Raw genomic sequence first — 12051 nt, 5'->3', positions numbered from 1 at the left:
GCAACTCTCCCGAGGGGGCAATACTTGAAAACGAGACACAGGACATGGTCCGCCGCGGTGGGTGTCAGCGCCGTCGTAGCGCTGAGTTTCGGCTTGGTTGCGGCACCAGCAGCCACGGCCGGACCCGCTGACGTTATTTCCTCGGGCAGCGGACAGATTATCGACGGCAGTCTCCTTGCGATGCCGAACTTTGCCGGTGTGGCATCAAATGGCGCGGCAACGGCCCAGCAGATCGGCACACCGCCGTCCGGCCCGGCGGTCATTGAAAACAGCAATCCGCTGGATCTTTCCGCCGCCTTTGTCGTCGTGAACGTCGGTGCGGGAAACATTCCGTTGCTGGGCAACAACGGCATCATCCAGCTGGGCGCCGTCAGCCAGTATGGCAAGGCCGTCAATGACGGGTCCTCGGCGGCGTTTTCCGGTACGGTTTCAGGCGCACCGGGCCTCGTCACGCTGCCCGGTGGCCTGCCGACGGCGGGAAGCCCCGGCATCCCGGCGGCTGAAATCAAAGCGGGCACGGCCAACATCCTTGGTGGCGCCGATCTCGTGAACCTGGATCTGAAGATCACTACGCTGGCCGCCGCCGCCAAGCAGGACCAGGGGGCAGCTCCCGCCGGCGCCTATTCCGTTGCCGGCGTATCGGCTGATCTTGGTGGAACGGTCATTGGCGGAGTCGCCGGCACGATTGGCACTGCCATCAACACCGCCAACCTTGTCCTGGGTCCCTTGGGCGTCACTGTGGCGAATCCTGTTGCAGCTGGCACGATCTCCATCACCGAGGCAGACCTCCTGGCCGTTGCCGGTGTGCCGAGCCTGAACGCCCTGCCCCCTGGCACGGACCTCGTTTCGTTCCTGCCGCAGGCTGTTGCCGCCAAGATCACCAGCCTGGTCAACTCCACGCTGGCCAGCGCGACTGCTGCGGTCAACGCCCTCGGACCGATTGCGCAGATCACGGCCGGCCCCGCACTGGCTGTCCTGACCACCGCCCTGAACGGCGTCGTCTCGGGAGTGTCGTCGACCATCGTGACCCCGTTGTCCAACGCTTTGACCGCACTGGTCTCGGCCAAGGTCAACGTACAGCAAACACGCGGGGGCATCTTCACCAAGCGTGCGCTCCAGGTGGGTGTAGCGGGCGGCAGCATCGCCACTGTCAACCTGGCCAACGCCTCCGTGGGTCCGAACTTGCTTGCAGCAGCAATCCCGCTGGTCAACAACGACATCTTGGCCATCAGCGGCGCAGCGGCATTGCTGGCATTTGTTTGCTGGTTGTTCTTCCGGGCACGCCGTCGGGCCGCGGTTCTGGCGGTCTGATTGCGCCAGCCCGCAACAGACAAGAACGACGGAAGGAACGTGCAACATGTACGGAAATAGCACGATGACAGGGGGAGCGGTGGCGGGCGGCGGAACGCTCGCTGTCACCGGAGCGCCGGCCCTTGGCTGGGTCATCCTTCTGGGTATTGCGTTGTTGATTGCCGGGTTCGTGGTCCTCCGCAACAGCAGGTTCAAGACCGCGAAGCGGGCTGCGGACCGCAAGGATTCCTGACCGCATCATCCGCGGGGCGGCCCTACCTCAGGGGGCCGCCCCGCTTCAACTTTTCTTGAAACGGCCATATACAGCCTCAAAGCACTATCGGGGAGACATGTCAGTACTCGAGTCCGCGCAAGCTCTGGCATTCGTGCTGTTGGTGGTGTTCCTGGCCTACATCTGCGTGATCCTGGTTCCGTTCCTGCGCAGGACTCCCGATCCGGAGGGAACACCGGGAGGCTTCAGCTGGCACGTGTTCATTCCGTGCCGCGACGAGGAAACAGTGATTGGGAATACCTTGGCGAAGCTGCGGGGACAATTTCCCGAGGCTCACGTTTGGGTTGTGGACGATGCCAGTGAAGACGCCACGGCCCACATCGTGCAGAGCGCATCCGGGGCCGACCCCTTGGTTCACCTTGTGCGCCGTTTTCTCCCGGACGCCCGTTCGGGCAAGGGTGATGCGCTGAACGCCGCGTACCGGGCACTGGACGATTGGCTGCCTTCCGGCGTCGACCGTGAAACGGTGATCGTCATGGTGCTCGACGCCGATGGGCTCATGTCCGAAAATGCGTTCCGGCAGGCCGCCGGTCCGCTTGCCTTCGGGGATCCTGAGGTGGGAGCCGCGCAGACCGCTGTGTGGATGTCCAATGTGGATGACCCGGCACTTAAGACGGCTACTGGACTCGGACGTGTGAAGCAAGGCTTCGCCCGGTACCTCATCCTCATGCAGGACATGGAGTTCCGCACCACCATCGCCGCCATGCAGTCGCTCCGCCGCCACACCTTGACCGTTGGCTTGGGCGGCAACGGGCAGTTCACCCGGCTTTCCGCCCTCGACACGATTGCCAGGACCTCCGGGCAACCGTGGCATGGAGCACTCCTGGAGGATTACGAGCTTGCGATCCACGTGATGCTGAGCGGCTACAAGACCGTATACATGCATGATGCCCACGTGTCCCAGGAGGCACTCCCGGGGCTTCGCCGACTGCTGACCCAGAGGACCCGCTGGTGCCACGGCGGAATGCAGTGCAGCAGTTACCTGGGGCGAATTTTCGAGTCTCCCTACTTCAGCAACATCGGGGCCATCGAATGCAGCTATTTCCTGGTCCAACCGTTCATCCAGATCCTGGGCCTGGTCTTGTGGCCCACGCTGTTCATCACGATGGTGGCCCAGGGCTCCCTGACGATGGGTGGCTTCCAGGCCTGGCTGGCAGCGTCCTGGTTCATCCTCCCGCTCATCATTGTCACAGGCATCGCGCCGTTCGCCTTGTGGGGTCCCGTCTACCGCAAGCAGGCAGCCCCGGACAAGAGCCGCCTGGTGGGAGTCCTGTGGGGCGTCGGTTACTGGCTCTACATGTACCAGAACTACGTGTCCGTGTTGAGGGCAACATACCGCTTGGTCACGGGACGCCGCGGCTGGGCGAAAACCCGGCGCAACAATGAGAACGACGCCCAGCTGTTAGCGAAGGAAGCCTAGTGTCCGCAAGTGTCGAGTACTCCGCAGGCCCACAAAGGCCACCCGGTCCACGCACCGCATCGATCCGCACGGGCCAGGGCGGGCTTCTCCCCGGCCTGGCATGTTTGGCGGCGGCTGTCCTGGCCATGCTGCAACAGGAAAGCGTCCGCAGTTTCGAGGCCTGGGCCATGGCCTGGGTGTTCGATCGGGTGCTCGGAGGCTCGTCCTACAGCGTCCGCGACATCATTTTCCACAACATCGGCGGTGGGCAACCCTTCGGCCTGATGGTGACCGGATTGTGCTCCAGCGCGGTACTGATCGCCCCCGTCCTGGCCTTGTCCGGTGTTTTGTTCCTCATGGGCCGCATCGCGGTGCCACGATTGGCCCGCGCCGCCGCTTCGGCATTGCTGATTGTCGTTGCCAGCAACGGCTTGAGGTTCTTCATGATTGCGGGCGCACAGCAAGCCTGGGGCGAGCAGGGTTTCAGCATCATGCACCATTTCCTCGGCTCTTTCGTGGTGATCACCGGTTTTGCGGCGGCCATCATTGTCCTGGTCCGCGCAGGCAGGACCAGCCGGGGTCGGCGTGCCGCGTAGCTTGGCGAAATGGGCGACATCGGGGGCTGCAGCGTTGCTGCTTGCAGGGATCCTGAGTGGATGCAACCAGACCCTTCCCGGGGCGTCCACCGGCAACCCGGCAGTGGGCGAGTGCCGCCTGATTGTCTCGCCGGAACAATTCGACGCCGTCAGCGAACCGAGCCCGCCGGTTGCCTGCACGGAGGAGCACACAACCCAGACCTACAAGGTCACGCAGGTTCCGGTTCCTTTTGTCGGGGCAGCCAACAAGGCCTGGACAACAGCAGGTCAAGGCCCTCACCGCCCGCTTGTGCGACGTTGCCTCGCTCCGGACGTATCTCGGCGCCGGTGAACGCGACGGCACAACAGGGCTGGCCATCGCTGCTTACGCCCCGAGCCGGGACGACTGGGAACGCGGCGCCCGGGCCGTGCGTTGCGACGTGCTCCTGACCGCGAATGACGGCGCACCCCGGACTACCGCTCTGGATCTCAGGGGCGTGCTGGCTGGCTCTGACTCGGCCGCCTTGCGGCTCTGCTATCGACAGGAACTCGCGGACGGCCAGTTGAGCGACGACGGCGCCGATGTTCCGTGTACCGAACCCCACACCGCGGAGGACATCAGCGCGTGGTTCAACCTGGAGAGCAGTGTGGCCACTCCCGCCGCGCGAAACGAGCGGTGCCTGCCTTATGCCTTGCAGTTCCTCGGCGCTGACGCACTCCCCGCCGGAATCACGCTGCGTCCGATCATCCGGACGGTGAACGGCGCGCACACGGTGCGGTGCGCCGTCGCGCCCTTGCATTCCAATGTGCAGTCCAGTCCAGGCACCATCACCGGCACGCTCGCGCCGGCGGGAGGGCAGAGGCGTGGTTGACGCACGGCCGGATGTCCCGGAATCCGAACCGCCAACAAGGTTCGCCCCGGAACCGCTCCGTCGGAAGAGCGAGCCCGCGAGCCCGCTGCGCTCCGCGGTCGCCTACCTGGCCAGGACGTTCGGGCCGGGGGAGGTGGGGTTGGGCGAGGTGAGGTCGGGCGCGCCGGGGTCACCCCGCCTCCGCGGCGTTGCCCTGTTGTCCGGGACCCTTGCCTCGCTCGTCATGATCCTCCGCTTGTTCGTGCCCCAAACCGTTGGCATGGCCGAGCAAGGGGCCGGTCAACAACTGCTTTGTTCGCTGGGCGTTCGGAACCTCAGGCCGTGGGGCTACACGGACTTCACGAATTTCATCCATCCGAGCTGGGTGCCGCACCAGTACTTCGGTGAGGCTTGCGGCTTCACTGGATCCGGAGAGCCCGTCTATTCCTCACAATTGCTGCTCTTGTGGCTCGGCAAATGGCTCACGCCGGTGCTGGGTTGGGGACCGGGCCTGGATACGCGGGCGGTGGGGATTGTCTGCTGTGTTGTCTTCGGCGCCCTCGTCGCCGGACTCGTGGCGGCGTTGCCGGGCCGGAAACCGTTCCGGGTGCTGATCGCTGCGCTCGTCACGCTGGTCACGGCGGACGGGGTCTTCGCGGATTTCTTCGTGTCGCCCTACAGCGAACCCGCCGCGATACTCGGGACACTTGCCTTGGCGGTGGCGCTGCTTCGCTACTGGAACAGCGGAAGGCCACGCTGGGCGTCGGTGCTGATGGTGGTCTTCGCGGCCGCGTTCACGGTCTCGGCCATGCCGCAAATGGTGTCGTGGTTGCCGGCGGTTGCCCTGGCTCTCCTGTGGTTACCTGTGGGCGCGCGACGGCGGGCGAGCTCCGCGCGTCGTCGGTGGCAGGCGTTCGTGATGCCCGCGGCAGCCGTGGTCGCCATTGCGGGGGTTGCCGTGGCGTTCCTCGCGGTTGAGCCGAAGCGCGCTACCGAAATGAATCTCTACAACGCCGTCTTCGCGTCGATCCTGCCCGACAGCCCGGATCCCGTCGCGGATTTGAAATGGCTGGGACTGGACCGGAGTTTCGTGACGGCCGTGGGCAGCACCATGGACTCCATCAATTCAGCGGTGTACAACCCGCATTATCCGCAGTTCGGGGAACAGATCAATCCTGGCAAGATCGCCACGTTCTTTGCCACCCACCCGGAACGCCTGATCGGCCTGGGGGAGCGGGGGATCAGCGCCCTGCTCACGCCCGAACTCAGTGATGCGGGATCGTACATGGCGGATTCGGGCCAAGGTCCCGGCGTCAAGGAACGCAGGGTGCCTGTTGTCCTGGGCCTGTACACGGCGATGAAAGCAGCACCGGTTGCGTTGCTTGGCCTCCACCTGTTGACACTACTATTGGGCTTCGCTGTTGCCGCTCGACGGAAGTCCGGAATAGGGCGCCTTGCCGTGGTGATGGTCCTCGGCTGCTGGGCGCAGTTCTGGGTTGTCCTGATTTTGGAGGGGCAGCCGGAGATCCACCGCCAGATGATTGTGGCCGGGTTCGTGTCGGCGTTGTGCGTTCCGCTCTTGGTGGCGTTGGTGAGCATTCTTGCGTCGAAATCGACCCAGCCACAGTCGCAGCCGCACGTCGTTTAGCTCAGCCAGCCGTCTTTTCGAAGCTGTTCCTGAAGGCTGATGATGTTTCCCACGTTGAAGCCCGCGGCTGCATAGCGTTGACGGACCCGGTGCAGGTGGGACTTGACCGTCTGCTCGCTGATCGCCAAAAGCTCCGCCACCTCCCTGATGCTTCGAGGCGTGGGTCCAAGGTACAGCTCCACTAGCCGCCGTTCCCTGACTGACAACTCGACCCTCGTGCTGGCTGTTGACTCAAGCATGCCCTTGATATCCGGATGAAGGTATCGCCGGCCGGATGCCGCCGCGCGGATCGCATCCGCGGTATGGCCAGGATCGGCGGACTTGGGCACAATGGCCAGCGCGCCGGCGTCGAGGGCTGAATTGATGGCCATCACAGGCTGCCGGTCCGCCAGCAGGACCACCTGCATCCCCGACGCCCTCAGCGAGGAGACGATACCGGAAAGATTCGGGGCTTCGCTTCCGTGAAGTTCACCGACGACGGCGGCATCGGCCTTGGCCGCCCCGTCACCTTGGGCTATGCCGCCTTCGGGAGGCCAGGAAGAGGCCCCGGCCAGGACGCGGATTTCCGGAGCATTCATGAGAAGCCACTGCGAGAAAGAGTCGATCAAGAGCTGGTGGCGGTCGATGAGCAGGACGCGGGTCAACGTCGCCACCCCGCTGTGTCAACCACGATGCTGCACCCTTCCCGGTCATTGCTCGCTTTTGCACGGCCCAGAGAATCCAGCTCGGTCCACAACAAAGGTGAGAGCTGATTCTTGTGGACTCCGCCAATGCGCCATGTCAGGCGTATGCGGTCCTTGCCGGACTTCTCGGCAAAGAGGTGGATGTGGTGTGCCTCCCCTGGCCTTGGAGCGGCGCCGCCCCTGTGCGTGCCCCGCAACGTGGCGCCCACAGCCATCAGCATGGTGGCAGCCAGGACGGCCGGGCGTGAGCTCTCCGGCAGCTCTTCCACCACGTCAGTGGGCTGGGAAATGATGACGCTGCCGCCCAGGCCTTCCAGTTCCAACGCCTCTGCAAGCCAATTATCGGACCATTCCTCCAGCAACAACTGGCGCAAATGACCCGCAAGCTCCCTCGCTTCCCGTGCCACCGCGGGGTCCAAGGGCACGGACGGTGCCTGCGCCACCTTGGCAAACAATTCATCGATCTGGGTCTTGGTGATCGCCAGTTCGAGCTCCCGTGCGGACGTTTTGGCGTTGATGGCCCGGGTCAGGGCGTCGAGCCGTCCGCTCAGGCCGCTCGCCCCCTTCCGCTGGATGGCTTCCCTGCGCAGCAAAACGCTCACAGTTCCGACCACACCGGGAAGGAGCGAAAGGAACAGGATGTTCGACACTGTTCGTGGGTCGGCTCCAGGAGTGAAGGCGTAGGGGGCTGAATTGACCGCCGCGGTCGCGAGCGCGAGGGCGACGAATCCACGAAGATTCCATCGGTGGCACACAAGGAGGACCGCGACGGCGGAGAGCAGGGCATTCGATCCGACCAGGGCGAGCCCCGGTTCCTGCACGGTGGCCAATGCCGCGCAGCAAGTGGAAGCCGTGGCCAGGACCAGCCACGTGGCACGCAGATTTGCCAGCCGGCCCCCGGGCGTAGCGGCATCGGATGCCTGGACGGCGACGAGGAGTCCCAACAAGTCCAGGCCGGTAGCCAGGACGTGCCAGGGGGCAGCCCCCGTCTTGCTGCCTGCTTCAAAAGCGAGATAGGAATTGAGGATCCACAGCACGACGCAGGCTGTCGCCAGAATTCCACGGGACACGAAGAGGGGTCCCTCCACGCTGGTCCGCGAGATAGCCGGCATTGTCATGAGTTCACCGCTTCGAGCAGGATCGTGGTGCCTCGTCCAGGCGCGGAAAAGACCTGCGCGTGTCCACCGGCATCGCGCATCCGGGCGAGGACGGATTCTTTGACGCCCAGCCTGTCGGCGGGGAGCTTCGAAGGATCAAATCCACAACCGGAATCGCTGACTACTACTGATACGTGATCCGAGGTCCTGGAGAGAAGGACATCCACATGTCCTGCGCCGGCGTGCCTGTCGGCGTTCAGGATGCATTCATCCACTGCCGCCAGCAAGGCGGCCTGGACAGGCTCGGTCAGCGGTCCGGACATCCCGTGGATCTCCACGCTGAAGCCGTCCCGTGCCCGTTTCTCGGCGATCCGCCGCAGCCGAACGGCAAGCTCGCCGGGTTCCGGTGCCTCGGGGGGTGGCGAAGCGCCAAAGTCGACGCCGGTCCATCCTGGCAGCGGGGGTCCCGGTCGGGCTGTCGTTCCCGAGGAGGTGTCGGCGTCGAGCATTTCGCCCAGTTCCTTCGAGGAGAGCCCGGCGCCTTGGCGGCCGATCACGGTGAGGGTGCGCAAGGCGGTGTCGTGCAAATGCCTCGTGTTCCAGGCCACGGAGCTGCGCCGGTTCTGTGCCACGATGTTGGCTGCCACGGATTCCTGACGCACTGCGAAATCTGCCCAATACAGGGCCAAAGCCCGCGGTCCGCCAAGCCGCATCGCCAAGGTGATGATCCAGGTCGCCGCCAGTATGAAAGCGCTCGCGGGACGGACGCCCACCGCCGAAGCGGAGATAAGCGCGTAGCCCAGGACGAGAAGGAACGCCAAGGATGTGAACAGGATCGAGCGCCAGGTTTTGCGCATCGAGAGGACGAGGACGGAACTTGCCGAAAGGACCAGGGCGTAAGGGAGGAAAACGGGATTGAACTCGTCGCGTTGTTCGGAGCCCAACAGTTCCGCGAGCAGGATCAGCCCGAGCAGAACCGCCAGGCGCTGTGGCCACGCATCCGAGTGGAGCATCAGTGCGAAGCAGGCGAGGACCGCGGCAAGGAGCGGCAAGGACAAGGTAGGCGCCCACGAATTCCCACGGCTCGAGCCGCTTGGCCGCAGCCAGGAAGAAGCTTGAGGACGTGGTGATGCACAACCCCAGGAGGGTTCCGTATTTCGACACCACGCCGGGGCGGCGCGTAGTCCAAACCCCTCGTTTTCCCCGCATGCCGTTCCTTCGGATGTGTCCCTGAGCCAGCGAACTTGTAGCTTCCAAGAAGCATAATTGGGAGAGAGCTTCGCTACCGCGGTATTTCCCGGCTGAGCCGGTATTTGACGGATACCGAGGAAGATCATGCGGGTCCTCCGGTGTCAGGGGCACCGCCTAGACTGGTAAACACCATGGATATGTTGTTTGACCCGTACGCGGATGGCCCCTTCAAAGCTGCAAGCACAGCTGCCACCAAGGCCGCTCCGGCCATGCTTTCACGCGCCGGAAGCGGCGCTGCGCCCGGTGGCTCTGCGCCCGGTGGGGGTGCGCCTAGCGACTCTGCGCCCGGTGGGGGTGCGTCCTGGGGTGGCACGCCCGGCGGTGGGCAAGACCGGGGCCACTCGGGCTTGCCGTCTGCGGAGGCATTGCTCGAAGGGTTGAACCCCCAGCAGGAGGAAGCAGTCAAACATGCCGGCGGCCCCTTGCTGATCGTGGCCGGAGCGGGTTCGGGCAAAACGCGCGTGCTGTCAAACCGCATTGCGTACCTGATTGCCACCAGACGGGCCCACCACGGCGAGATCCTGGCCATCACCTTCACCAACAAGGCGGCCGCGGAAATGCGGGAACGCATCGAGGCCCTGGTGGGTGCCCGCGCCAAGTCCATGTGGATCTCCACGTTCCACTCCTCCTGCGTGCGCATCCTGCGGCGCGAAGCCACAAACGTGGGGTTGAAGTCCAACTTCTCCATCTACGACTCCGCGGACTCCTTGCGGCTCATCACTCTCGTAGCGAAGAACCTGGACCTGGACCCCAAGAAGTTTGCGCCCAAAGCCATCCAGCACAAGATCTCGGCCCTCAAGAACGAACTCATCGACGACGACGCGTTTGCGTCGAGCGCCAACTACAACGAACCCTTCGAGCAGGCCGTCGCCGAGGTCTTCAAGGGCTACACGCAGCGCTTGCGCCAGGCCAATGCCATGGACTTCGATGACCTCATCGCGCAGACCGTCTACATGTTCCGGGCCTTCCCCGCGCTCGCAGAGTCCTACCGGCGTCGATTCCGTCACGTCCTCGTGGACGAATACCAGGACACCAACCACGCCCAGTACGCATTGGTCCGCGAAATCGTCGGCGAGGGTCCCCAGGCGAGCGAGCTGACCGTCGTCGGCGACTCCGACCAATCCATCTACGCCTTCCGTGGTGCGGACATCCGCAACATTGTCGAATTCGAGAAGGACTACCCGGAGGCCCGCACCATCAAGTTGGAGCAGAACTACCGTTCCACCCAGAACATCCTGAGCGCGGCGAACTCCGTTATTTCGCGCAACCCCAACCGCCCGGACAAGAAACTCTGGACGGCCGAGGGCGACGGCGAGAAGATCATCGGCTACGTGGGGGAGAACGAGCACGACGAAGCCCAGTTCATCGCCAAGGAAATCGACCGGCTCCAGGACGAGGAAGGCCTGCGTCCCGGCGACGTCGCCATTTTCTACCGCACCAACGCCCAGTCCCGCTCCATTGAAGACGTCCTCGTCCGCGTCGGCCTGCCGTACAAAGTGGTGGGTGGCACCCGCTTCTACGAGCGCAAGGAAATCAAGGACGCCCTCGCGTACCTTCGCGTCCTGGTGAACCCGGACGACGACGTCAATTTGCGTCGCGTCCTCAACGAACCCAAGCGGGGAATCGGCGATCGTGCCGAAGGTGCCGTGGCGGCGCTCGCCGAACGCGAACGGACGTCGTTCATGACTGCGGCACGCAAAGCCGACCAGGCTCCCGGGATGGCCACCCGCTCCGTGAACGCGGTCCTGGGCTTCGTGAAACTCCTGGATGACCTGGCCGAAGTGGCCTCGGGTTCCGGGGCCGCAGCAGCTTTGGAAGCTGTCCTGGAACAGACCGGTTACCTTGCCGGGCTCCGCGCCAGCACCGATCCGCAAGACGAATCCCGCGTGGAAAACCTCGCCGAATTGGTGGCGGTGGTCCGGGAATACGAGCGCGACAACCCCGAAGGCTCGCTGGGTGAGTTCCTGGAGCAAGTCTCCCTCGTAGCCGACGCCGACCAGATCCCGGACGCTCCGGAGGGAACCTCCGAGGACGCTGCCGCCGCCGTGGCAGAAGCCAAGCGGATGGGCGTGGTCACCCTCATGACCCTCCACACGGCAAAGGGCCTGGAATTCCCCGTTGTCTTCCTGACCGGCATGGAACACGGGCTTTTCCCGCATCAGCGTTCCGCAACGGATCCAAAGGAACTGGCAGAAGAGCGTCGCCTGGCCTATGTGGGCCTCACCCGTGCACGGAAGCGCCTCTACGTGACCCGTTCGGAGGTCCGCAGCATGTGGGGCCAGAGCCAATACAACCCCGCCAGCCAATTCCTTGAGGAAATCCCCACGGGTCTCGTGGAGTGGAAGCGCGAAGGCACCTCCCGCCAAGTGAGCGGCTGGGGCAACGCCCCTATCGGTTCCGGGCGTTACGGCGGATCCTTCTGGGGCGCCGGAACGTCGCGCGGGGCTGCCGCCAGCGCGACGGCGGGCTTCAACGCCGACGTGCCGGCCGCCGTCGTACGCAACCGTGTCCAGCCGCAAAAGGAAGTGGTCGCCGTCGTCGTGGGGGACAAAGTGAACCACACGAGCTTCGGCAACGGCACCGTGATCGGCATCGAAGGCGCCGGTGACAAGACCGTGGCGAAGGTGAAGTTCGACGTCGGGGAGAAACGGCTGCTGTTGCGTTACGCGCCGCTGACCAAACTGGATTCCTAGCGGCTCCCGGCGGCTTGTCGGCCTGGCACGACGGTGCCCGGACACGCCGGAAAACCGCGTCATATAGCGGTTTTTCTACGGTCGATAGAAGTGTGTGCTTACTCACTTAACAGGTACTGTAGAACAGGCTGGCCTCCCCGGGGGGCTAAAGTTCGAGAGGAACTTGCGCAATGTGACCGGCTGCCTGGCGGCCGTTCGATGCGCACCTATCCGCAGCCGGTTTTCGCGGTCACCGTGGTTTCCGGCTGTACAGAAACTACTTCGACGTAGAA

Annotated in this window: 10 protein-coding genes; 7 read left to right on the top strand and 3 right to left on the bottom strand. The window is 64.3% G+C overall.

Features of this window, described 5'->3' with window-relative positions; genetic code table 11:
* Window positions 1–24 precede the first annotated feature (24 nt).
* The 6 genes from ABH924_RS03820 to ABH924_RS03795 all read left to right on the top strand — a co-directional run bounded on the left by ABH924_RS03820 (window position 25) and on the right by ABH924_RS03795 (window position 6055).
* Window positions 25–1311 (top strand): choice-of-anchor G family protein, encoded by a 1287-nt coding sequence (locus tag ABH924_RS03820; protein ID WP_404497024.1) that lies wholly within the window; start codon window positions 25–27, stop codon window positions 1309–1311.
* A gap of 46 nt (window positions 1312–1357) precedes the next feature.
* Entirely contained in the window at window positions 1358–1543 is a 186-nt protein-coding gene (locus ABH924_RS03815) for a hypothetical protein (RefSeq protein WP_404497023.1), read from the top strand.
* 97 nt (window positions 1544–1640) lie between these two features.
* Window positions 1641–3002 carry a glycosyltransferase family 2 protein gene (locus tag ABH924_RS03810; protein WP_404497021.1) on the top strand — a complete coding sequence of 454 codons (1362 nt, stop codon included), beginning with the start codon at window positions 1641–1643 and terminating at the stop codon, window positions 3000–3002.
* Window positions 3002–3577 carry an exosortase S gene (gene xrtS, locus ABH924_RS03805; protein ID WP_404497019.1) on the top strand — a complete coding sequence of 192 codons (576 nt, stop codon included), beginning with the start codon at window positions 3002–3004 and terminating at the stop codon, window positions 3575–3577. The genes ABH924_RS03810 and xrtS overlap by 1 nt, the downstream gene beginning before the upstream one ends.
* Window positions 3578–3807: 230 nt before the next feature.
* Window positions 3808–4428 carry a septum formation family protein gene (locus tag ABH924_RS03800; RefSeq protein WP_404497017.1) on the top strand — a complete coding sequence of 207 codons (621 nt, stop codon included), beginning with the start codon at window positions 3808–3810 and terminating at the stop codon, window positions 4426–4428.
* Window positions 4421–6055, top strand: a complete 1635-nt coding sequence (locus ABH924_RS03795; RefSeq protein WP_404497016.1) for a hypothetical protein — start codon at window positions 4421–4423, stop codon at window positions 6053–6055. Before ABH924_RS03800 ends, ABH924_RS03795 begins: the two co-directional genes overlap by 8 nt.
* On the opposite strand, the gene ABH924_RS03790 is transcribed toward ABH924_RS03795, so the two are convergent.
* From ABH924_RS03790 to ABH924_RS03780, 3 genes are read right to left on the bottom strand one after another with little or no spacing between them, the layout of a single operon-like run.
* Window positions 6052–6708, bottom strand: coding sequence for a sigma factor-like helix-turn-helix DNA-binding protein (locus tag ABH924_RS03790; RefSeq protein ID WP_404497014.1), 657 nt, complete (start codon window positions 6706–6708; stop codon window positions 6052–6054). The two genes, ABH924_RS03795 and ABH924_RS03790, sit on opposite strands and share 4 nt — an antisense overlap.
* A complete protein-coding gene (locus ABH924_RS03785) occupies window positions 6696–7856 on the bottom strand; it encodes a hypothetical protein (RefSeq protein WP_404497012.1) in 1161 nt (386 codons plus the stop codon). Before ABH924_RS03785 ends, ABH924_RS03790 begins: the two co-directional genes overlap by 13 nt.
* Entirely contained in the window at window positions 7853–8893 is a 1041-nt protein-coding gene (locus ABH924_RS03780; protein ID WP_404497010.1) for a sensor histidine kinase, read from the bottom strand. Before ABH924_RS03780 ends, ABH924_RS03785 begins: the two co-directional genes overlap by 4 nt.
* A 324-nt stretch (window positions 8894–9217) precedes the next feature.
* Here ABH924_RS03780 and pcrA point away from each other — a divergent pair, with 324 nt between their 5' ends.
* A complete protein-coding gene (gene pcrA / locus ABH924_RS03775; protein WP_404497008.1) occupies window positions 9218–11779 on the top strand; it encodes a DNA helicase PcrA in 2562 nt (853 codons plus the stop codon).
* Window positions 11780–12051 lie beyond the last annotated feature (272 nt).

Source organism: Arthrobacter sp. GAS37, from assembly GCF_044908325.1.
Classification (GTDB): domain Bacteria; phylum Actinomycetota; class Actinomycetes; order Actinomycetales; family Micrococcaceae; genus Arthrobacter; species Arthrobacter ramosus.
Note: the sequence above shows the minus strand (reverse complement) of the source record. Positions and strands in the feature narration are given on the sequence as shown.

What these genes read in the sequence shown, in the direction of transcription:
- ABH924_RS03815 (WP_404497023.1), top strand. Translation starts at nt 1,358, where the DNA reads ATGTACGGAAATAGCACGATGACAGGGGGAGCGGTGGCGGGCGGCGGA.
- ABH924_RS03810 (WP_404497021.1), top strand. Translation starts at nt 1,641, where the DNA reads ATGTCAGTACTCGAGTCCGCGCAAGCTCTGGCATTCGTGCTGTTGGTG.
- ABH924_RS03785 (WP_404497012.1), bottom strand. Translation starts at nt 7,856, where the DNA reads ATGACAATGCCGGCTATCTCGCGGACCAGCGTGGAGGGACCCCTCTTC.
- pcrA (WP_404497008.1), top strand. Translation starts at nt 9,218, where the DNA reads ATGGATATGTTGTTTGACCCGTACGCGGATGGCCCCTTCAAAGCTGCA.